This window comes from Nodosilinea sp. P-1105, assembly GCF_012911975.1.
Lineage (GTDB): Bacteria > Cyanobacteriota > Cyanobacteriia > Phormidesmidales > Phormidesmidaceae > Nodosilinea.
In genome coordinates, this window is sequence record NZ_SMDQ01000005.1 from 83,597 (window position 1) to 107,431 (window position 23,835).

At 52.1% G+C, this 23,835-nt stretch carries 14 protein-coding genes; 8 read left to right on the forward strand and 6 right to left on the reverse strand.

Features of this window, described 5'->3' with window-relative positions; all coding sequences use genetic code 11:
* Positions 1–146: 146 nt before the first annotated feature.
* Positions 147–4,328 (forward strand): TIR domain-containing protein, encoded by a 4,182-nt coding sequence (locus E1H13_RS03880; protein ID WP_169612083.1) that lies wholly within the window; start codon positions 147–149, stop codon positions 4,326–4,328.
* Positions 4,329–4,377: 49 nt separating this feature from the next.
* On the forward strand, positions 4,378–6,333 hold the full coding sequence (locus E1H13_RS03885) for a hypothetical protein (RefSeq protein ID WP_169612084.1): 1,956 nt from the start codon (positions 4,378–4,380) through the stop codon (positions 6,331–6,333).
* Between the two features lie 83 nt (positions 6,334–6,416).
* Here the strand turns inward: E1H13_RS03885 and E1H13_RS03890 are convergent, their stop codons facing one another.
* Positions 6,417–10,013, reverse strand: a complete 3,597-nt coding sequence (locus E1H13_RS03890) for an NB-ARC domain-containing protein (protein ID WP_169612085.1) — start codon at positions 10,011–10,013, stop codon at positions 6,417–6,419.
* A gap of 517 nt (positions 10,014–10,530) precedes the next feature.
* Between E1H13_RS03890 and E1H13_RS27635 the strand changes: the two genes are divergently transcribed.
* The 6 genes from E1H13_RS27635 (at position 10,531) to E1H13_RS03915 (ending at position 18,909) form a co-directional block, all read left to right on the forward strand.
* Positions 10,531–10,659, forward strand: a complete 129-nt coding sequence (locus E1H13_RS27635) for a hypothetical protein (protein ID WP_256378485.1) — start codon at positions 10,531–10,533, stop codon at positions 10,657–10,659.
* Between the two features lie 372 nt (positions 10,660–11,031).
* Positions 11,032–12,501, forward strand: a complete 1,470-nt coding sequence (locus E1H13_RS03895) for a sodium:solute symporter family protein (protein WP_169612086.1) — start codon at positions 11,032–11,034, stop codon at positions 12,499–12,501.
* A gap of 118 nt (positions 12,502–12,619) precedes the next feature.
* Positions 12,620–12,871, forward strand: a complete 252-nt coding sequence (locus E1H13_RS03900) for a hypothetical protein (protein ID WP_169612087.1) — start codon at positions 12,620–12,622, stop codon at positions 12,869–12,871.
* Positions 12,872–12,930: 59 nt separating this feature from the next.
* The gene (locus E1H13_RS03905; protein WP_169612088.1) at positions 12,931–13,872 is read left to right on the forward strand and encodes a hypothetical protein; all 942 of its coding nucleotides are present in this window, start codon (positions 12,931–12,933) and stop codon (positions 13,870–13,872) included.
* On the forward strand, positions 13,869–14,795 hold the full coding sequence (locus tag E1H13_RS03910; protein WP_169612089.1) for an N-carbamoyl-D-amino-acid hydrolase: 927 nt from the start codon (positions 13,869–13,871) through the stop codon (positions 14,793–14,795). Before E1H13_RS03905 ends, E1H13_RS03910 begins: the two co-directional genes overlap by 4 nt.
* A 121-nt stretch (positions 14,796–14,916) precedes the next feature.
* Positions 14,917–18,909, forward strand: coding sequence for a tetratricopeptide repeat protein (locus E1H13_RS03915; RefSeq protein ID WP_169612090.1), 3,993 nt, complete (start codon positions 14,917–14,919; stop codon positions 18,907–18,909).
* A gap of 253 nt (positions 18,910–19,162) precedes the next feature.
* On the opposite strand, the gene E1H13_RS03920 is transcribed toward E1H13_RS03915, so the two are convergent.
* From E1H13_RS03920 to E1H13_RS03940, 5 genes are all read right to left on the reverse strand, one after another.
* Positions 19,163–19,633, reverse strand: coding sequence for a nuclear transport factor 2 family protein (locus E1H13_RS03920; protein ID WP_169612091.1), 471 nt, complete (start codon positions 19,631–19,633; stop codon positions 19,163–19,165).
* Positions 19,634–19,782: 149 nt separating this feature from the next.
* Complete coding sequence (gene cynS / locus E1H13_RS03925) at positions 19,783–20,226, reverse strand: cyanase (protein ID WP_169612092.1); 444 nt, start codon at positions 20,224–20,226, stop codon at positions 19,783–19,785.
* A gap of 166 nt (positions 20,227–20,392) precedes the next feature.
* Positions 20,393–21,262: an ABC transporter ATP-binding protein gene (locus tag E1H13_RS03930; RefSeq protein ID WP_347404117.1), complete on the reverse strand. Its 870-nt coding sequence runs from the start codon at positions 21,260–21,262 to the stop codon at positions 20,393–20,395.
* Between the two features lie 11 nt (positions 21,263–21,273).
* Positions 21,274–22,116, reverse strand: a complete 843-nt coding sequence (gene ntrB, locus E1H13_RS03935) for a nitrate ABC transporter permease (RefSeq protein ID WP_169612094.1) — start codon at positions 22,114–22,116, stop codon at positions 21,274–21,276.
* A gap of 53 nt (positions 22,117–22,169) precedes the next feature.
* Complete coding sequence (locus E1H13_RS03940; RefSeq protein WP_240966444.1) at positions 22,170–23,741, reverse strand: ABC transporter substrate-binding protein; 1,572 nt, start codon at positions 23,739–23,741, stop codon at positions 22,170–22,172.
* Positions 23,742–23,835: the final 94 nt, after the last annotated feature.

Sequence of the window (23,835 nt, forward strand, 5' to 3'; positions counted from 1 at the left end):
CCTGTAAGGGGGTATCTCTAGGCCTAAACACAAAGAATCACAAATACTTCCATATCTTTAGGACGAAGCCGAGTATGGTGGAGATAATTATAAACACCTAGGACACATAGCCTGTTGGGAAACCTTAGCCAGCTCAGAGGCAAAAGTTGAATGAGTTTTTGCTGAGCTGCGCCCAAAAGTCCTATCAGGAAACCAACTATCTTGCCCTGGGCAATCGCTTCAGTAAGGCGGTAAAAATGGGCGGTTTTCACGATGCCTTTATTTCCTACGGCAGAGCCGATAGTCGCGCCTTTGCCAAGCAGCTTCATGATAGCTTGGTGCAAGCTGGGCTAAAGGTTTGGTTTGATTTCGAGGACATTCCTCCTGGGGTTGATTATCAAAAGCAAATCGATGACGATATTGAGAAATCTGACAACTTTCTCTTTATCCTGTCTCCCCATGCGGTTAATTCGCCCTACTGTGCCCTGGAAGTCCAACAGGCACTCCAGTTTAACAAGCGCATCATCCCCATTCTGCATGTCCTAGAGATTGACAAAGCCACTTGGCAGCAACGAAACCCAGATGGCACAGAAGACGATTGGCAGCAGTTTCAATCCCTAGGACTGCACAGCAGCCGACTTAATCTGCGGCCAGAAGTTGCTCGACTCAACTGGTTTCCCTTCGAAGCAGATCAGGCTGACCTTGATCAGAGTATTCGCAAATTAATTGACCTCTTGCAGACCCACCGACCTTATGTGCGTCTACACACTCAAATCCTACACCAAGCTCGCCAGTGGGAAAAACACCAAAAACAACCCTCCTATTTACTCATTGGCCAAGACAGACAGGCCAGCGAACAATGGCTAAAAACTCGCTTCACCCATGAACTGCCTCCTTGCATACCGACAGATTTGCATTGTGAATTTATTGTCGAGAGTATTAAAAATGCCAATAATTTAATGACCCAGGTGTTCCTGTGTCATGCTGAAGCAGATCGGACCATAGCCGATCACGTGCGTCGTACGCTATACCGGCAGGGGATTACCGCTTGGAGTTATCGCACAGATATCCAGGCCAGCACAGACTACCACCAGGCGATTAATGTAGGGATTGAACAGGCCGACAACCTCATCTATTTTCTATCCCAAGCTTCCCTCAAATCTACCTACTGTCAGCAGGAGCTAGCCTACGGGCTAAGTCTCCACAAACGGATTATCCCCTTACTGATTGAACCGCTGCCGACGGAGCAAATACCAGAGGTGCTGCAACCGCTACAATGTGTTGATCTAACCAATCAAGGGGCGATCGGGGATGAGCAGCTCTGTATTGATCAGTTACTAAGAACCCTGGCTACCGAAGCCACCTACTACAACGAACACAAGCAACTCTTGGCTAAGGCATTAAAGTGGCAGCGCCAGCACAAAAACCCTGCCATGTTGCTACGGGGCTACAATTTGCGCCACGCCGAAGCTTGGCTAAAAACGGCCCAAGTTCGCCAGCAACACTCACCTACCTCACTTCAGACTGAATTCATTAACGCTAGCTTAAATTGCCCTCCCACAGGTTCTTTGGATGTTTTCATTGCCTATTCTCGGGTGGATTCAGACTTTGCTCGGCGGCTGAACGAAGCATTACAAATTCAAGGCAAAACCACTTGGTTTGACCAAGAGAGTATCGCTTCTGGGGCTGATTTTCAACGAGAAATTCATCGAGGTATTGAAACCAGTCATAACATCCTGTTTATTCTATCGCCTGCCTCAGTGACTTCCCCCTACTGTGATGATGAGGTCACCTATGCCGAAACCTTGGGAAAACGGATTTTAACCATCCTGCGCCACGAAATTAATCCCAAAGATTTACACCGGGTGCTACGACCGATTCAGTGGATCGACTTCCGAGCCCAGCACACCGATTTTAAGGACAGCTTCTGTGAATTGCTGCGGGTCTTGGACACAGATCGCCAGTATCTAGAGGCTCATACTCAGTTATCACTTAAGGCTTTAGAATGGAACGCCCAGAACCGCGATGGAGGGCATCTGCTGCGAGGGAAAACCTTAGAGAAAGCAGAAGCTTGGCTAGCCCAGGCCCAGCAAAAATCCCCGCATCCTACAGCACTCCATCGAGAATATATACAGTTGAGCCGTGCCAAGACCCGAGCTGACAAACTGAAAGGTTGGGCTATGGCAGGAGCTTTGGCAAGCTCATCAATAATTGTTCTAAGCTCGCTACTATTTTCTTTCCGAATGATGCAACGAGCTCAGGATGGGTTGGCTTTCTCTATTGAAACATTGGGCCTAGTGGGCGATCAGACTTATGAAAGAAATCCAGACTCTATTCAAAACTGGCTGAATAGCCTTAAAGCAGCTAGCTACCTAGGAGATCTGTGGTCGCACAGAGAAGACTACCCGCAACTCAAAGCCCACGTCATGGGTGCATTGACCCGTAGCTTAAACACGGTAACTGAGCATAATATTCTTACGGGACACCACGACTTGGTAACAGCAGCCGCCTTTAGCCCAGATGGCGAGTGGCTAGTTTCTAGCAGTGGAGATGGCAATGTTAAGTTGTGGCAGCCTGATGGGCAGGAAACCCCCTTCCTGCCTGAACAAACAGACCACGTAATGGATGCAACTTTTAGTCCTGATGGGCAGTGGTTAGCCACCGCTGGTTGGGATGGCACCGCTAAAATCTGGCCCTTTGATGCAGAAGATCCCCAAGTGGTTCAAGAGCCTGCGGTTATTCTCGAGGGGCACACCGCCGGTATTGATAGTTTGGCCTTTAGCTATGATAGCCAGTTTATTGCCACCGCTAGTCGAGATGGTACTGCTACTGTCTGGACAATGACAGGGCAGCCAGTTGTCTCGCTTCAAAGTCATGATCACGAGGTGCGAGACGTAGCATTTAGCCCAGACAACCAATGGATTGCTACCGCTAGTGCAGATCATTCAGCTAAGCTTTGGACGATTGATGGTCAGGAAGTCATAACCCTAGAGGGCCATCAGGATAGGGTATTTGCGATCGCATTTCATCCCGACCAACCACTGATTGCCACCGCTAGCGGCGACGGTACTGTTAGGCTTTGGCGATTTGATGGTCAAGTTGTGCAAGTTATTTCAGTAGAGCCAGAAGTCAATCTTTATGATGTGGCCTTCAGCCCTAATAGCCAAAATTTGGTAATAGCCAGTGCAGATAATCTGATCTATAAATACAACTTAAATGGGCAACGCTTAAGAATTTTTAATGGCCATGAAGGTGAAGTCAATAAAATCAGTTTTCATCCCGATGGAGACCTACTGGCTTCTGCAAGTGATGATTTTACTGTTCGACTTTGGTTGCAAAACACTAACATTTCCTTGGCAGAGAACGAAAGAATTTATAAGCTGGCCATCGACCCCATTGAAGACTCATTCGCTGTAGTTGGTAGTAATGGTTTAGTCGGCACTTTCCAGCGATCGACCCAGCAACGATTTAATCCTGATCTTTTTGTCAGCCATGTTAATGCTGTAGACTTCAGCCCTGAAGGTGATCTTTGGATAGCTGGACAAACTTCGATTGACAGCGAACATAGTGATAACAAGTATCTGATCTCAAGTTTCAATTCCCATGGCGCCATCCTAAAACAACTCGCAGTTGATCACCAAGGCCATATATCTGACCTAAAAGTTAGTCCTGACAATCAATGGATAATGACAGCCAGTTTTGATAACACAATCAGACTACTAAATCTAAAAAACTTAGCAGAGCATCATTTTGAAAATGATTCTCCTATTTTTAGAGCGAACTGGTTTGACAATTCTGTTAGCTTTATCACCGCAGACTCAGGTGGGATGATAAAACTGTGGGCTCTCGATGTTGGAGTTCATCAATCTGTGAAAGCTCATGATCATGAAGCTAGAAATGTGATCCTAAATCTAGCGCAGACAAAAATTGCTACTAGCGGATCCGATGGAGTTATTAAGATTTGGAGAATAGAAAATTCCGATCAAGAACTCAAAAAAATAATAGATAAACCGATTTTAGAGTTTTCAGCCTCTGCACAAGCAATCTGGGGATTGGCATTTAGCCCTGATGGCCAATCCCTGGCTACAAGTGGCGACGATGGCTTTATTCGCATTTGGGATTTAGACGGCAATCTGCTGCTCTCATGGATGGCACATAGCGATGCTATTAACGATATTTACTTTAGCCAAGATGGTACCTGGTTGTTCTCTGTAGGATCAGATGGCTATGGCAGAAAATGGCTATTCCAGCCAGACTTACCAAGCTTAATTCAAGCAGGGTGTGAACGTACGGTAACCTTTCGAGCCATTGATCCAGATGATGCAATTGATACTATTTGTAGCAACTAGCGATCTCTAGGTACCTGGGTGAGTGCAATAACGTATTTGAGGTAGTCCCATGACAAGTGAATTTGGCAATATTTTTCTCGATCATCCCGATGAGCGAGATTATTCTATCCAAAAATTAGTGGATACGGCAGGTGTTAGAATTATTGATTCTTTGGACCGTCAACAAGCCAATATCATCGGCTGGTTAACTGAGATAGCATTGACTCGGGGAGAAGAAAATCTATCACAAGATTTAATTGATCTACAAAGAAAGCTTAATCAACACTATCAATCAACCATCGTCTTGGCAAAAGCTAAGATCGAAAATTTTAGCGAAGTTTTTTCAATAGCTGATCACTACGACAAAGACAAAGACAATAAACCCATTTTAACCATCCCAATTAGTTATGTAAAATCTTTTTGTCGAATAGCTTTTCCAGAAATATATCAGGACTGGTATTTTCTGGAAGCAAAACTTATCAAAATGAGTGATAAAGATTCGCAAGATCATCAGGACTATCAACAACGTCTCGACAAAATTAAAGAGTCTGTTTATCCTTTGGTAGAGCTATCTGTTCTTTTGACCTCCCCAATCAACAAGTTCAATTCTCATAGAAAAAATCTTGAGATTTTAATAAATAACTTGAAAGTAGCTATTTCTTTAGCTACACAAGATAAATTGAGAAAGCTTTCTTTTCGAAATGTTGAAAATCTAAAAAATTTTGATAAAGAAGGTGTTCTTGATAATTTTTGTCGAGCGGCTGACGATGCTCCCCTTAAATTTGTTTATCTGAATCAACTAGATAGAATATATGATCAAATTTGGCTATTTATTTGTCAATGCTTTAGAAAAGCAGGTATGCTGTTTTTGACGCAGCAGAAAAGTGTGATATTTGAAATTTCTCCTGTCATTGAATCTTTATCTGATGACGTTCAAGTCGAGCGTATTTGTCAAAGTATATCAAATTTTATTATCAAAAGTCTAATTCAATCAGGTCGAAGTTCTGAATCAAATACTGGTACTATAGTTCAGTTGACCTTATCTCAGGAACTGATCTCTAAAAACAATAAAGAATCAGAAAATGTTCCAAGATCTACAAGGCGAGATAGAAGCCAAGAAATCTGGATGCCAATTATTCGAAGTTATCTTAGTGATCAACCATCTTTTAGTGCATCTGACAGTACATCAGTTATTAGCATAAAACTTCCAGGTTGGGTTGATCTTACTCCCTGGTGTCCTCCGATTGATCATCAAGGAAGTCTGCGCTCTTGCTCAGCTCATGCCATTCTTGCTCTAGTGGAATATTTCCAGAATCGTAGCACCAAAAGCTACCACAAACTATCGCGGTTATTTTTACACCAGGTGACTCAGAACCTCATGGGTATCTCTGGCAATGTTGGGACCTCCTTGCGAGAAACTGCAAAAGCCATGGTGTTATTTGGGTCGCCACCAGAGCAATACTGGCCCTATGATGAAGAAAAGTTGGGGGTGAAACCTGATAGCTTTTGCTTCGCCTATGCCAAAAACTACCAAGCATTGAAGTATTTTAGGTTGGATACTGTTGATCAGGGCGATATTCGCTGTAGCAGAAAGACATTGCTGTGGCAAATTAAGGCAATGTTGGTGGCGGGTTTTCCCTGTGCTTTTGGGTTTACTCTTTACCAGAGTACTAATTTTGAAATCTTAGATGATGGTACAATTCCTCTGCCATGCGATTCATATTTAGATGGGGGTGGTCACGCTGTGGTAGCGGTAGGCTATTCAGATTTCCATCAGGTTATCTACGCCAACGGAGAGCCGGTTGAAGACAGCGTCTCCCAGGGGGCTCTGCTTATTCGTAACTGTTTAGGGGAAGATTGGGGTGATCACGGCTATGGCTGGTTACCCTATGAATATGTGCTTCGGGGTTTGACGTTTGACTGGTGGTGTCTAGTCAAAGCAGAGTGGATGAATACAGGCCAATTTGGCATTGGCCAGGATTTACCAGGAGGAGTCACGCCCGGTGTAGTCAATACCAAGCCTTAGCATGAATTTGCTTACAGTTTGATTGGACTGTGCTATTCTAATCCACTCGCTCAGGCCCAAGAATATCAGGGCTACCCCGTCACTTATGTTTCCATTGCCCCTTGGTCAATCAGGGCAGCCCGCTGCAAGGGGGACAGATTCACCGCCCTGGAAATTTTCATATTGGTATAGAGCTGTTCGGGACGCAGGCGTTTTAACTCTCCAGTGGGCAGCCGCCAGAGACCAATGGTTTCATCTTGGGAACCGCTGGCCAGGTGCTTGCCATCGGGGGCGAAGGCGACCGATCGCACCCAATTGTGATGGCCTTGCAGCACCTGTCGACAGCGTTCCGCTGGCCAATCCCATAGGCGCACCGTCTGATCGCTGCTGCCGCTGGCCAGGGTTTGGCCATCGGGGCTGAAGGTCAGCGATCGCACCCAACCCTGATGCCCCCGACATACCAGGGGGTTGGTGCCGCTGGGTAAATGCCAGAGGCGAATGGTGTGGTCACTGCTGCCGCTGGCTAGCCATTGCCCATCGGGGCTGAAGCTGACGGTCTGTACCCAGCCTTGGTGGCCGCGATATACCTGTCGACAGCGACCCGTGGCCACATCCCAGAGCCGCACCGTAGCGTCATCGCTGCTGCTAGCCAGGGTCTGCCCATCGGGGCTAAACGCCACACACCAGATGCGGCCCTGGTGACCGGTGAGTGGGCGACTATGCCCCGTGTCTATCGCCCACAGGCGGAGGGTGTGATCACAACTGCCGCTGGCCAGGGTTTGGCCGTTGGGGCTAAAGGCAATCGACTGCACCCAGCTGTGGTGGCCAGATAGCACCCGGATACAATCGCCCGTCGCCACGTCCCATAGGCGAATCGCCCACCAGGGGGAGTGTAGTTGGTCATCGCTACCGCTGGCGAGTACTCGCCCATCGGGGCTAAAGGCAATACACCAGACCCAGTTGGTGTGCCCCCGCAGTACCTGATGGCAGCGGCCCGTTTCCACCTGCCACAGGCGAATCATCTGGTCGCTGTGGGCACTGGCTAACAGCTGCCCGTTGGGGCTAAAGCTGACCCCATGCACCCGACTGGCATGGCCTTTCAGGGTGCGGTAACACTGCCCAGAGGCCACTTGCCAAAATTTGACCGCGTGATCATTGCCGCCGCTGATCAGGGTTTGGCCATCGGGACTAAAGGCCAGGGCGCAGACTCGATTGACGTGGCCGTTGAGGGTCTGATGGCGGCCATCCTTCAGTTGCCAAAGCATGATCGCATGGTCGCTGCCACAGCTAGCCAACCGCTCACCGCTGGGGTCGAAGGCCACCGCTAAGATCCAGTTGCCGTGACCTTTTAGGGTGCCGAGACAGTGACCCGTGACTATGTCCCAAAGGCGCAGGGTGCGATCGCAGCTGCCGCTGGCCAACTGCCTGCCATCAGGGCTAAAGGCGAGGGCATCAATGCGCTGGTGGTGACCGTGCAGCTGCCGCAGCAAGCGCCCCGTCGGCACATCCCACAGGCGCACGGTATGATCATCTCCAGCGGAAGCCAGGATGGCCTGGTTTGGGTGTTGGTTTGGGGTCTGGTTTGGGTTAAAGCTTACCGCTCGGACCGCCTGGTGATGCCCCCGCAGCTCTAACGGTGCTGTGGAGGGGCGGTGGCCCGCCGATAGCGACCACAATCGCACCACACCATCACTACCGCCGCTGGCTAACCACTGGCCATCGGCACTAAAGGCCACTGTAAACACCCAGTCTTGATGGCTGTCTAGACACTCACACTCGCCTGTGGGCAGCGACCATAACCGCACGCTGTGATCATCACCGCCGCTGGCCAGGTAGCCGCCATCGGGGCTAAAGGCCAGGGTCCAAACTCGACCGGCATGACCGGCTAGGGTTTGCAGGGGCTGGTTGGATTCACTTTGCCATAGGGTCACACGGCCATCGGCAGTGCCGGTGGCAAAGTGTCGACCATCGGAGCTGAAGGCCAAAGCCAGAACGTTGCCCAGCTGCTGGGTGAACACACACTGGTGAAACTGGCTGCCTTCAAAGGTTGCCTCCGGTAAGGGCACCCCTTGCAGATAGGCCTGGCGAATGACTAGGTGGGAGCCATCTAGCCCCCGCAGGGAGACGCCGCAGTGGCAGAGTAGGTTAATCACATTGCCAGCCGTGTAGCCTACGGCGGTGGCACTTTGATGTTGCTGCGATCGCAGCAACTGCTGGCCCTGCTGTACTATCTCCTCTGGGCTGCGAGTTACCTGGAGCCGCTGGAGGAGGGGCCTCAAAATCAAACGAATTTGGGTTTGGCGCACATGGTCCTTGGCCGTCGCCTGGATCAGGGTGTGGGTGCGTAAGAGCTGAGGAGACTGCTGCTCGATCTCTTCATAGACGCGATCGATCAGTCGCGTTAGCAGGTAGTCCACCACCACAGGCTGAAGGGTAAAGCGGGCCTGGTTGCGCTCCAATAGGGAGCGTCGATGCAGGGACTCCAGGGCCTCCAGCAGTTGGTTCGTTGTCACCCCATCAATCAGGTAAGCGCGCAGGTCCTGCAAGGTGAGGGGGGCCTGATGAAGCGCCAACCCATAGATTAGGGTTTCCTCCAGCGGCGATAGCCGATCACACTGCTGCGCTAGTAGGTTTCGAATATCGCCAAAAACCACCACCTCTTCCCGTAAGAAGGCGGCCACGCTGCCCTCGAATAAATTGGCAATGGTGGTCGCCACAATTTTGAGGGCCAGGGGATTGCCGCCGTAGCGTTGGGTGAGGGCAGCCCAATCCTGGGGTGACCCGGAAAAGTTCCCCTTTTGGGCCAGGAGCAATTGGGCCTCAGGCGGGTTGAGCCCTGACAGACAATGGGAGCGCACCGGCAACTGCGGCCCCTCCAGGCGGGCGATTTCCCTGGGCTTTTCCCGACTGGTGAGCATCACTGTGCTGCGGGAGGGCACTTCGCCCAAGGCCTGAAAACAGGCCCCATACGCCTCATATCCCGGACGATAGCGACAGGGCGTCCCTTCGGCCAAAATCGTCTCAACATTGTCTAGCACAATCAGACAGCGATGGGTTTTGAGCTGCGCCAGCAGGCTAGAGATCTGCGCCTGGCAGCCTGGCTGGTGAGTGGGTTGACCAAGCACTTGCAGTAGATCAGCCAGCAAATCTGACAGCGGTGGGGCCTGACGCAGCGATCGCCAGATTACGTAGTTGAAATGGGGCTGGAGTTCCCGGGCCAACTTCACTGATAGGGCCGATTTGCCGAGGCCGCCCATGCCTAAGAGGGCCACCAGACGACAGGGAGAATCTTTAATGATCCAGGCGGTCAGTCGTCGTAAATCTTGTTGGCGGCCATAGAAGCCACTGATGTCAATGGCCTCTCCCCAATCCACCACAGCCGCCGCCGCTGGCTGCTCAGCCCCTGCCTCTGACGCTGGCGTCGGGGTCGTCAGCCGCCACTGCCGCTCTAGGGCAGAGCGCAGGTTGGTCTTATTCACCTTTTCCTGCAGCAGGTCCGACAGCAGCCGCCAAAGCTCTGGCCCAACGTCGTACTTGAGATAGCTCTCTGAGTAGCCACAGACTTGGGCAATCTGTCGATAGCTTGAGCGCTGGGAATTCCAGAGCGATCGCAGCAGCGATCGCTGCAGGTCATTTAAGCGAACGCCTTTCTTTTCCCAAACGAGAACGTCGACAATCTGCAGGGCTTGATCGCAGTCCATCAGGGCAGTGAGAGATCAGGGCAGTGGTAAACCATAGATTACGGCCATGCTGATGTGGTTTCCGTTGGTGTTGAACATCGTCACCCCAAGGTTGGGGTTGATTGGGAAAAGTTGGGGCGATGGAACCAAAGGCTAATGCTGTAGCCAGGTTCGTATCAAGATTTACGTTTTTATATGTTTAGGATGCTAGGTTACTGAACAACAAAGCTAATTCGATGACCAGGAATTCAGGGCTTAGTTCTTGGGTGTTTTCTGGAAAAGATTCTGTTGAGTGGTGGGCAGTGCCCGCCCTGCAGGCACTAATGAAGTTTCATGCTTGGGAATTCAGGGTTTAGTTCTTGGGTATTTCCTGAAGAAAGTTTTATTGAGTGGTGGGCAGTGCCCACCCTACAGGGGCTGCGATCGCTAGTTTTATGTGGGAGTATTCTTGCTGAGAAATCACGTTAGGCATCATGCCATTTGATCCAAAAATTATTCTCCGATTGTTCCATTTCAGGATCTTTAAGTGAGGTGAGTTATGTCTGAGTTTCAGCTGGCTATTTTGATTTTTGCCATTGGTGGGATCGTTACCTTTGCCACGTTGATTATGATTCTTAAGGGCCATTTTTACTGGCGGGGGAGAGATCCGTTTGACACTAAAATCTGATGCAGAGGGCAGAAGGCAGAAAAGAGATGTCCCGGACGATAGTGCTGTTGACAGAAAGCTGATGCGTTAGGTTCTAGTACTCTGAGGCATAAGTCGGCCCACCATTCCTTAAACCTGATACCTGACACCCTCAGCAACTGTGTTTTAGTTGTAGGGTGGGCTCTGCCCACCAGTCCCAGGAAACTCCGTCACCGCATTTCTTTCTGTCCTGTTAAAGAGTAACGACGTTCGCCAATCGCTGGGATCTTTGTCGGTGTTCTAGTCAGTCTGCCTTAGAAATAGTAGAACTATCACCACTGTCGAGGACTAGAGAATAGTTGTCAGAGCAAGATAAATTCACACTTTGCATTTACATTTTAGGAGATAGAGAAAATGGGGGAGCAACCCTTCTTAAATCCGTCCCTGGCCTGGGGACTGCTGGCTGCCTTTTCACTGTTGTGGGTGGTCTTAGGTTTCTGGTGGGGGCGCAAAAATACCACTGGTACCTCTGATGAATATATGTTTGCCGGGCGCAATATTGGTTTGGCCCTAACGACGGCGACCCTGATGGCCTCCTGGGTGACGGGCAATACTACCTTATCGGCTCCGGAGATGGGCTATAATCTGGGCCTTTGGGGCATGATTGGCTATGCCCTGGCCGGGCTAGGATTGCTATTTTTTGCGCCTCTGGCGATTCGCATCAAGCGACTGTTGCCTGCCGGGCATACCAGCGGTGACTTTGTGCGTTTGCGCTACGGTCGGGCCACCTGGTACCTGTTTTTGTTAATCACTATGGTCTATACCCTGGGATTTTTGATCACCCAGGGGATGGGGGCTGGGCTACTGCTGGAGGCGCTCTCGGGCATTAACTATACGGTGGGCATGCTGACGGTAATTTCGGTGTCCACCATTTACACGTTGTTTGGCGGCATGCGGGCGGTGGTGGGTACTGACTTTATCCAGTCGATGCTGATTATGGCGATTTTAGTGGTAGTGGCGTTTTTGGCCTATACCACCTATGGCACGGCTGAAATTTATGACAGCCTTACCGTTGCGGCCCCCGATCGCCTCAACTTTTTACTGCCAGCCGGGTTGTTGTTCGCCTGGAATACTGGTCTTTTCAGCATGGGCGAGATTTTTCAGGGCAATATCTGGTGGTCGCGTATTTTCGCCAGTCGCGAGTCGGTGGTGTTTAAGTCATTTATCTTTAGCGGCATTGCCTGGATCACCGTGCCGATTGTCACGGGGGCGATCGCCTTGGTAGCCCTGGCCCAGGACTTTGATGTCCCTCAGGTGAACATGGTGTTTCCGATTGTGGCGGCCAGGTTGCTGGGCAGTGGCGGGGCGGTGCTGGTGTTTGTAATTATTTTGTCGTCCCTGGCGTCCACCCTGGACTCGTTGCTGGCGGCCACCGCTGACCTGCTGGCGGAAGACGTTTACCGGCAGATGATCAACCCCCAGGCCACGGATCAGCAGTTGCAGCAGGCGACCCGGCTGTTTGTGGTGGTCCTGGGCCTGGCCACCATTGCCCTGTCCTGGAACTATGTCACCACCATGTACGGCATGCTGCTGTTGACCGGAGCCCTGGTGGGGTCAACAATCTGGCCGATTGCCTACGGGCTCTACTGGAAGAGCGCTAACCGCCAGGGGGCGTTTTGGGCCATGCTGTCGGGTTCGGTGGTGGGGTTGACGGCGTACTTTGCGATCGCCCCCTACTGTGCCGCCCTGCTTTCTGCCACTGTTTCCGCCGTGGTGATGGGGGTTTGGACCCACCTCAAGCCCGAAAACTTTAACTGGCGCACCCTGGCTGAATCGGAATCCCTGACACCCGAATCGGTCCATGCTGGCGTCCCATCTGTTTAACCCTTAGGCCCTTTCACCCACCGAATCTGGTTCTCACAGCAGGTACCCAATTCATCCTTCTGCCTTCATCCTTCATCCTTCTGCCTTTCTCTACAAGTCCTGATATTTGGAGAAGCTTATGCAATCCCTATTCCCTAAGTGGCGATCGCTACTGTCCTATGGGGCGATCTCCTGCGCTATCACCCTGTTCCTGCGGATTCTCACCGGCGTAGCCTTGGCCGCTGACGCCGAGGGGGATGTCCCCACCTGGCTGGCTACCCTGACTACGTTCAATTTGTTTGTCTATGGCAGCATGATCGGGCTGACCATTGCCACCCTGGCGATTGTTGGCGTTTGGCTGAAAGAAGTGGCCCAAAAGACGGTCTGGTGAATGCTGCGGTAACGGTAGCCATAGCGATTAAAAACGTGAGCACAAGAGGCTGAGGTACGGTGACAATTGGCATTGGCGCATCGGGGCCGGGGGCAGGACTGGCCGTTTTTCGGGGGCTACAAGCCGCTGAGGCGGTGGGGCGAGGCTCGATTCGAGGCTTTGCGGTATTCGCGGCGATCATGCCGTCAGGGCAGCTGCTCTATGCCGAAACCCAGCGGGGAGGCAGCCACACGCTGTTTATCGAGGCCGAAACCACCGGCATTGATCCCACCCCGCAGATACAGCTGGCCACAGCGGCGGCAATTATCTCCAGTGGCCCTGAGCGGCCGCTGCCCTTGCGACAGTTTTTGGCGGGAGAGGCCCAGGTGGGACTGGTGAGTGGCCATCGGATGCCCAACCGACCAGGACTCTCGGGCATGGCCCTCAATACTGAGGCCCTCAGCCTGATGGCCCAGGGGCTGCCGGCGGCCTCTGCAGTTCAAAAGGTGCTGGCGGCCAACCCCGATGCCGACGTTGGGCTGATTGCCATAGATCGAGACGGGGGCATTTATGCCCAAAACTCCCACCGGGTGAGCCAGCGTCCCGATGTGGGCCAGGCCAGTCGCACCCATCCCATCACCCCAGCCCAGGTGGCAGTCCTGCACAACGCCATTGATCCGACCCCTTCCTTAGCTGATTTGGTAGCTGATATTGCGATCGCAGAAATGGGTCCCCCCCCAATCGCCGGTTGGATCACGGTATCGGCCCCGATTCCCGTCATCTACGGCCCTGAAAATCGGATTAGCGTCAATGAAGACGGCATGGCCTATGAGATCATGACCACCGATTTGCAGCTCACCCAGGGTCGACAACTGGGGTCTGCAATCTACCTGCATAGCCACGTCCACGCCGCTGATCAGGTGCTGGGTAAAACCCTGGTCGAGCCATTTTGCACCGTGCAAGACGGTATTCTGACAGAAATGAGTGGCCAAACCACCTTGCGGATTAGTTATACCTCATGAGTAGAGTCATCACCTTGGGGGCCGCCCAGCTTGGCCCCATCGCCCAATCTGAATCTCGCCAGCAGGTGGTTCAGCGCCTGATCGACCTGATGAAGCAGGCCAAAACCATGGGCTGCGATCTAGTGGTCTACCCGGAACTGGCCCTGACCACCTTTTTCCCACGCTGGTATATGGCAGATCAGGCGGACATCGACGCCTATTTTGAACGTCAGCTGCCTGGCCCTGACACCCAGCCCTTGTTTGACCTGGCCGCCCAGCTGGGCATGGGCTTTTGCCTAGGCTATGGTGAACTGGCGGTTGAGGCCGATGGGGTGCATCACTACAACAGCGCCATTTTGGTTGACAGCCAGGGGGCCATCGTCGGCAAATACCGCAAGATTCACCTGCCTGGCCATAGCGAGCCTGAACCCTGGCGGGCCTTTCAGCATCTAGAAAAGCGGTACTTTGAGGTTGGTAACCTGGGCTTTCCAGTCTGGCAGGCCTTTGGCGGCACCCTGGGCATGTGTATTTGCAATGATCGTCGCTGGCCCGAAACTTACCGGGTGATGGGGTTGCAGGGGGTAGAAATGATCCTGCTGGGCTACAACACGCCCCAGCACAACCCCCACGATCCCAGTAGCGACCACCTCAACCATTTCCATAATCATCTCTCGATGCAAGCCGGGGCCTACCAAAATGGGACCTGGGTCGTAGGGGTCGCGAAATGTGGGCGGGAGGAGGACTGCGACATGATTGGCGATAGCGCCATTATTGCTCCTTCTGGTGAGATTGTAGCCAAGGCCCTGACCGTGGGCGATGAGCTGATCGTAGCCCGCTGCGATCTCGATGCTGGCAAGCCCTACAAAACGACTATCTTTAATTTTGCGGCCCACCGCCGCCCGGAGCACTACGGACTGATTTGCCAACCAATGGGGACAGCATGAGGCGGATTACTTCATTAGCCGTAGTTCACCCAGCCCCGAACTTGGCTAACCAGTCATCACGCCTGTTCCGGTTTCCGGGTCACCGAGGCTAAAATCGAGGGGCATTGCCTCCAGCTTACTAATGACCCAACTCCCCTATGTCTCGCGCCCAGAAGCAGAAGCTTTTCTTGCCGCTTTAGAGGCGGCCCTGAAAGCGCCTGCCGAGCATCCGGTGGTGTTTCATGTCTATGGCATTGGCGGCGTGGGCAAGTCCACCTTGACCCGCAAGGTAAAAGAAGCCCATCAGGATAAAGCTAGGGTAGCGACAGTTTCCTTTGGCCTCACAGAAGGAATTGATCAGCCTATTCCCCTAATGGCGAAGCTCTATGGGCAAATCGTTGGCAAAGATGCCTGGAATCGCGACCCATTTTGGGATAAGTATGACCTGTATTTTGAAACGGTTCACCAGCTTGAAACCCAGCCTGTCTCAGGGCGCGGGACAGTTGACTCTCAACAGGTGGATCAGGTCAAGCAGTTGTTGCAATTGGGCGTGGAATGGCTCTTACCAGAGCCGGGCAAAAAGGTAATAACGCCCGAGCGCGTCGAGCGCGTAGTGGATGCCACTGTGGCAGGGCTGTCCTTGAGAGACAGTATGCAGCAGTTGTTGAACCAACACCGGGCCACCCGACGCAACCAGGAACTGCAAACGCTAATGCTAGAGCCCCTGCCCCAACTGACCCAAGCCTTTGCGGCGGGGTTGAGCCAGCAAGCCCAGCAACAACCCCTGATTCTGGTGCTGGATACCTACGAGAAAGTACCCTCTACAGTGGATACCTGGCTATGGCGCACCCTGCTCGGCAATACAGACATCGCCACCAGTAGCACGCGCCTGGTGATCGCAGGACGGCACTGCATTCGTCGCACCGAGGGCTGGCGGAAGCTGCACCAAGACCGTAATGCCATTTTTGATCGCACCATCGAGCGGTTTGATTTGGCCCAAACCAAGGACTACCTGAGCCAGATTAACCTAACCGATGCCGCCCAGGTGGAGCAGATCTTTCAAGTCACCAAGGGGCTGCCCTATTACCTCAACTGGATTCGTGAACAAACGGAAAAGGGGCAAACGCCTGACTTCTTTCAGGGCAACCAGGAAATCGTGCGGCTGCTATTGCAGGGGCTGAACGAGACGCAAACCTTGTTGGTGCAACTGGCCGCCTGCTGCTGTTGGTTTAACTCTAAGCTGATTCGCTACCTGACCGAGCAGCACGACCTGGACTTTGCCACCGCCGCCGATGAGCGGCAAAACTGTTTCGGTTGGTTGACCCAATTATCTTTTGTGGAGCCCGCTGGTCAACACTGGCGACTGGACGACGTCGCCCGCGATATTTTTCGTCAATCCCTGGCCCAGGATGATCGAGACAATATTCATCAACAACTGGCTCAGTATTTTGAGAGCCTGTCAGACCAAGAGGTTAATCCCGACACCCCAACCTCAGAGAAGTATCAGAACCCCGACTGGCTGAACTTACGGGCCGATTACCTGTACCACCTGCTGTTTACCCGCCAAGCCGATGTTCAAACCATTTTCCTCAGCCATCTACTAGAAGCTCGCTACTTTGGGAAAGATGAGTTGGTGCAGATTCCGCTCAGAGCGATCGAGGCTGAGTTTGAACTCGCTAGCCACCCTCTCCTGAAATACAACACCCAGCGGTTTTTGCAGAATATTCGTCCAGCTATCAATTATGGCTGGGCTGTGTTAGAAAAAGACTCTCTCCTACTAAATATAAAAACTGAGACGCTGTTAACTGTATTGGGGCTCAGTAAAGCGGGGGTTGATCAGTCCATTTCCACCTGTTTAATGAACCCTAACCAATTTGAAGGTCTAGCTCGGTTTGCAGCGCTACTGTACAAAGCTAAACAAAGTGCCGATGACCAAACCTTACCTTGGTTGCGACAGGCTAAAACTCTAGCAGATGAAATTCTAGTACAAGAAACAGCAGAATTTGGCATTAACCTTTTTGTTCGTAAATTAGGAGGTGCCTTTTATCAGGAAAAGGCTTTCTCAGAAGCGATTGCTTGCTACGACCGTGCTTTAGACATCAACCCCGATGACCTTAGTGCACTAATCGACAAAGGGGATGCGCTAGCTAGTTTAGAATGCTATGAAGAAGCGATTACCTGTAGTGATCGCGCCTTAGCCGTCCAATCTGATGTCCCCAATGCGCTTGTTAACAAAGGGTGGGCACTGGCTTGCTTGGGACATTATGAGGAAGCGATCGCCTGCCATGACCTTGCTTTAGATATTAAGCCTGACGCCTTCAATGCGCTTAACAACAAGGGAGTTGCATTAACTAGTTTAGAACGCTATGAGGAGGCAATTCCTTGCTACGACCACGCCTTAGCCATTGAACCCAACGAACCCAAAGTGCTCTTCAACAAAGGATGGGCACTATTTCAATCAGGCTGCTTTGAGGAGGCGCTCACTTACTACGACCGTGCTTTACTCATTAAGCCTGACTTTCCAGAAGCGCTTGTCAACAAAGGAAACACACTAGCTGAGTTGAGTCGTTTTGAGGAGGCAATCACCTGTTGCGATCGCGCTTTAGCTATAAAACCTGACGTCTCTGAAGCACTTCTTAACAAGGGGTGGTCACTATATAGCTTGGGCCACTTCGAGGAGGCCATCGCCTGCTATGACTCCGCCTTAGCCATAAAATCTAATGTTCCCATCACGCTTAACAACAAAGGGTTAGCGTTATATAGCTTGGGCCGCGAGGAGGAGGCTATTGCCTACTATGACCGCGCCTTAGACATCAACTCCGATGACCCCAAAGTGCTCAATAACAAGGGAAATACACTATTGGCCCTGAAACGCTTTGAGGAAGCGATTTCCTGCTACGATTTGACTTTAGCTATTAACCCTAAAAATCATCTGGCGCTTATTAATAAAGGTAATGCATTATTGGCACTAGGCCAAACACATAGCGCGATCGACTGCTACGATCACGCCTTAAACATCAACCCAAACGACTACTTGGCACTTGTCAACAAAGGGAATGTGCTATTAGCCCTAGGACGCTTTGAGGAGGCAATCACCTACAGCGATCGTGCCTTAGTCATCAAACCGGATATCTCTGAAGCGCTTGTTAATAAGGGGGTTGCGTTAGCTAGCTTGAAGAGTTTAGAGGAGGCAATTGCTTGCTATGACCGCGCCTTAGAGATTGAAGCAGACAAGTACGAAGCGCTTGTCAACAAAGGGTTTGCGTTATCGGTTTTGGGCCAAAAGGAAGAGGCCTTTGCCTATTATAATCGTGTCTTGGATATCAACCCCGATTTCCCTAAAGTACTTCTCAATAAAGGGAATGCGCTATCTGCTTCAGGTCGCAATGATGAAGCGATCACTTTCTACAACCATGCCTTAGACATCAAGCCCGACTACCCCGATGCGCTTGTCAATAAAGGAGCAGTGCTATTGATTCTAGAATGCTTTGAAGAAGCGATTGACTGCTGTGAAGCCGCCTTAGATATCAAACCCAACTTCTATCCAGCACTACTGAATCGAGGAAATGTTTACTTTGCCAATGGTCAATTAGATCAGGCTTTAGCAGACTTTGATAGAGCCTTAGAGTTACAACCTGAGAACCAGCAACTAATCGCTCAGCGTGCCCTGGTGCGGTTACAAATGGGTGACTCAAGCCAACTTGCTGCAGCACAGCAGGCCTTAGCCATGTCTATGGCCGACCCAAAAGTTTTTAATCAAATTCAAACGAATTTTCAGAGAGCACTGGAAGGAGGGCTATCAGAAGTTCAGCAAAAACTGATGCAGCAAACTGCTGCCAGCTTAAATTCTGAAGGTGACCCTTTTGATCCTGAAGCTTGGCAGGCTCAGATTCAAGAGTATCAAGATTTTGTCACAGAGCATCAATCGCTGATTCAAAAAAATCCTGAAGCCTGGGGACATTTCGTAGCAGCTATGATGTCTGATGACATTGAAACTACGATCAATCAACTACAGGCTGCGATCGATCTCGTGCCTGAGTACAGAGAACTGATACGTGACGACCCCGATTCTTGGGATACCCTGCGCGACGATGAGCGGTTTAGGGCACTGGTGGAGGGCAGTGATGGAGATTAGATTTTCTGGTGCCCGGACTCTGCCTGGGCACGTATCTAAGTGGCTCTGCCACAGCTTTGACTAGCGGCCTGCCTGGTCAATTAGACTCAGCCTGGGCGGATTAGCTAAGACAGAAAAGCGATACGGAAAATTGCTGCTAGAACGCCGGTACAGATCCCAGGGTTCTGCCCTGAGATGTCCTAAAGTTCGCGGCCAATCAGCCTAAGAACCCTGGGATCTTGGCAGTCTGTACCGATGCTCTAGAGTATTTCGCCTAAACCGGGGAGTTGATTAGCCCTGGGTGGTCCTGGGGGCGAGGGCCAGAGCTATCCCAGTGAAACCGCCGCTCTGACTCAGCGATGGGTTTATCGTTAATGCTGGCTTCCCGCCGCCGCATCAGCCCGTTTTCAGCAAACTCCCAATTTTCGTTGCCATAGGCCCGGTACCACTGCCCGGCATCATCATGCCATTCATACTGAAAGCGCACAGCAATGCGGTTGTCCCCAAAAGCCCACATTTCTTTTACCAGTCGATAGTCCAGCTCTTTGTCCCACTTGCGTTGCAAAAAGGCGCGAATCGCCTCCCGACCCTGAAAAATCTCCGCCCGATTGCGCCAGTGGCTATCCTCCGTGTAGGCCAGGGCAACGCGATCGGGGTCGCGGCTGTTCCAGGCGTCTTCGGCCATGCGCACTTTGGCGATCGCAGTTTCCCGGTCAAAGGGTGGCACCAGGGGTTTCGGGCTCATAACAATACTCCGTCACAAAAGAACCAAACGTGGAGATAGAAAACCGAAAAACGGTCTTTCAAAGGCAGGATTGAAGGCCATTGGCCATAGGAAAGGCTGTTAGCCATGGCCAACAGCCCAATGATGCTTGTGAGACAGGGAACGAAAAATTACCACTTTTTGTAGGGCAGGAACTTGCCACACATGATGATTTTGACGCGATCGCCCTTGGGGTCCTCTTCTTTTTCTACGTCAATAGTGAAGTCGATGGCGCTCATGATGCCATCGCCAAACTTTTCATGCACCACGGTTTTGATCGGCATACCGTAGACCTGCATGATTTCATAAAAGCGATAGATCAGCGGATCGGTGGGAATCACGGGTTCCAGAGACCCCTTGACCGGGCACTCGGTCAGGGGCTCAATCAACGAGGCATCCGCTCCGATCGCTTCAATCATCTTGGTGGCTTCTTCTTTAGAAGCACTGGCCTGGCGGTAAAACACCGAGGCAATCCACACTTCATCGCAGCCGACTTTGGCTTCTAGGTCGGCAAAGCTGAGACCAGCGGCTTTCTTGGCTGCCAGCAATTTTTCGGTAATGGCAGGAACGGTCATAGTTAGATCCTCTTGAGTACGTCTTTTGTGCAATTCCGGCCCCCCTCCCTGGGGGAGAGGGCGGCGGGGTATGAACCCACCCCTACCCCTCCCAGGAGGAGATAAAGGCTGCTGTCCCCTCCTGGGAGGGGTGCCCGCAGGGCGGGGTGGGTTGCAGGGTCTGCCCCTACGTGCCGACTCGGGCCGCCTCCACCGCTCGGGTTTCGCGGAACAGGTGGCTCTCCATCTCAACTTTCAAGTCGTGGTAGGCCGGGTGCTGGTCGATGGTTTCTCGGTTGCGGGGCCGAGGGAACGGCACCTCCAGAATTTCATCGACCCGGGCCGCTGGCCCCCGAGTCATCATCACGATCCGATCGCTGAGCAGCAGCGCCTCTTCAATGCTATGGGTAATCATAATCACGGTCTTGCGCTGCTGTTCCCAGATGCGCTCGATTTCGTCTTGCAAAAACCCCCGGGTCAGGGCATCTAGGGCACCAAAGGGCTCATCCATCAACAGCATTTGGGGGTCAATGGCCAACGCCCGGGCAATGCCCACCCGCTGCCGCATCCCCCCCGAGAGTTCGTGGGGGTGCTTGCGTTCGGCCCCGGTGAGACCGACTAGCTGGATGTACTCTTTGAGAATGCGATCGCGTTTTTTCTGGGAAATTTTGGGGTCAACCGTTTCCACCGCAAACCGCAGGTTTTCTTCCACCGTCATCCACGGCATCAGAGCGTAGTTCTGAAACACCATGCCCCGGTCTGGTCCTGGCTTAGTAATCGGCACCCCGTTCAGCAATATTTCGCCGCCCGAGATGGGGCTGAGCCCAGCAATCATGTTCAACAAGGTAGATTTGCCGCAACCCGAGGGGCCGATGATCGACACAAAGGTGTTGGGCTCAATTTCCAGGTTGATGTCCTGAATCGCCACAAAGTCTCCCTTGGTCTTGCCAGTGAGCTTGTTAAAAACGCCCTTTTTGCCCGGAAATACCTTGGTAACGTTACGGATAGACAGCTGAGCCGTCGGCGACCGCTGGTCCGTAGCAGGAACGATGTTCACAGGTGCAGTTCTCATGAGTTTCGACCAAATGCAACAAACTTCTCGAGGGCGGCAAACAGGCTGTCCAACAGCAGCCCCACCAGACCAATAATGAAAATGGCCACCAAAATGTTAGGAATCGACAGGTTGTTCCACTCATTCCAGATGAAATAGCCCAACCCCGTCCCCAGCAACATTTCAGCCGCTACAATCACCAACCAGGCAATGCCCATGCTGATCCGTAGCCCCGAGACAATGTTGGGCAATGCCGCCGGAATAATCACCTTGACGATGGTGCGCAGGCGAGAGGCCCCTAGGGTATCGGCTACATCTAGATAATCTTTATCAACGCTGGCAACCCCAAAGGCGGTGTTAATCAGCGTCGGCCAAATGCTAGAAATAAAGATAATGAAAATGCCGGTCTTTTCAGAATCGCGTAGTAGATACAAACCCAGGGGCAACCAGGCCAAGGGCGACACTGGCTTCAGTAGTTGAACAAAGGGATTAAAGGCTTTGTAGGCCACTGGCGAAATGCCAATCAAAATCCCTAGGGGCACGGCTACTAATGTGGCCAGAATGTAGCCAATGGCCACCCGGCGCAGGCTAATCAGCAAGTTCCAGCCGATGCCCAGATCATTAGGGCCATTGTCAAAGAATGGGTTAGTCACCCACCACCAGAATTCCTGAATGGTCTCGCTGGCTGTGGGTACGCCCCTGACAAACCAACCCGAACGCGCTCCCACTTCCCAAAACAGCAGGAATAGGCCGAGGGTCAGCATAAATAGGCCAAAGGCTCTGATATTCTCGTTTTGCCAAAGTGGTTCCTTTGGCTGGGGGGGAATAATCCCAGTAGGTGTAGCGTTACTCAGCGCCATAGTAGGTACCTCTGTTGTGGTGCAATGGCATTTTTCCTAGCCTCCAAGCGGGCCTAGACCCCAAACTGGTCGATCTGCTCTTGGACATAGGCCTCTGGATCGGCAGGGTCAAAGGTATCAAAGGCTAGGGTTTCTTGCCGGTCGGTTTCTGTGGGTGGGTTTTGCCCCAGCTCCTGGGCCAACTCTCGGGCTAGGTCGGTGAGAAACACCTCTTCTCCCACCTGCTCATAGCTGTCAGCGGTAATTTGCTGGGCGGCCCTGCCATCTCCTTGCAAGTCCCAGCGCACCAACTGAGACGAAATCCATTTGGCAAAACTCTGCCAGGGGTAGGGATCAAAACCAATGCGATCGGGCACCGATAGGGTATTCCCCTGGCCATCGTCAAAGTTGCCGGTGAGCACAGCTTCGACAACTTCTACGGGCTGGTTCAAAAAGGCACGGGTGGAAATAGCTTGGGCAATTTCAGGCCGATTGGCTGGGTCTTGGGCATAGCCTGCAGCCTCAATAATCGCTTTGTTCAAAGCTCTAAACGAGTTTGGATTAGCATCAATCCAATCATCACTGGCGGCAAAGGCGCAGCAAGGATGACCATCCCATAGGTCCTTGGTCAGCATATAAATAAAGCCCGCCCCTTCGTACACAGCTCGTTGGTTAAAGGGATCAGGCATCAGCATGGCGTCGATGTCCCCAGCGATCAGCTGGGCAATGCTGTCCGGTGGGGGGACGGGGCGAATTTGCACATCCACATCAGGATCTAGGCCGCCCGTAGCCAGGTAGTAGCGCAGCAGCAAATTGTGCATGGAATAGGGGAAGGGTACCCCAATCACAAACCCACGAAAATCCTCGGGGCCGTTAACATTGCCTTGATGGCGCTCGGCAATGGTAATGGCCTGGCCGTTGATGTTCTCAATGCTGGCCAGCTTTACCCCAAAACTATCAGAGCCTAAGCCCAGGGTCATAGCGATGGGCATGGGGGCCAGCATGTGGTAAGCGTCTAGTTCACCGGCGATCGCTGAATCACGCACCGCTCCCCAACTAGGCATCTTGACTACGGTGGCGTTAAACCCATATTTGTCGTAAAAGCCCAGGGGCTCCGACATGATGATTGGCGTAGCGCAGGTAATGGGAATAAAGCCCACTTGAATATCGGTTTTTTCCAAATCGCTAACGTCTACCGGGGCATCGGCATCATCTTCAGCCACCGGACCGCCGCCATTGGCGCAGCTGGCCAGGGTGACCAGGGCGGCCCCCACAGCCATATTCTTCATAAATTCCCGCCGGGTAGTGGCGCTGTTACGCACTGAGTCGGCGAAGAATAGCCCTGCCTGAGGGCCAAAAGCCGCTGCAAAGGCATTTTCCAAGCCGCCCGCTTGCTTGCACAGGGCCAGAATCAGTTTTTCCCGCTGGGGGTCACCTCGACCAACGCGCTTCAGAAACAGGGCTTTGCGCAGCTCATGGGCATTGACGTGATCGGCGGCTCGCAGTTGGTTCTGCTTGTAAATGCCCATCTTCACCAGATCATCCACCATGTCCACCGGGTCTTGGGGCATGGTGGCCATAAAGGCCGAGTGATCCTGGCTAAAGTGCACCTGGCCACACACCCTACAGGGCTGCCCCGGCACCATTAGGGAAGGGGATGTGCAACTCAAACTGCTCCAGTCGCTGAGCGACTTTGCTACTGCTGATATGACCATAAATGGATAGTTGAATGCGACAAAA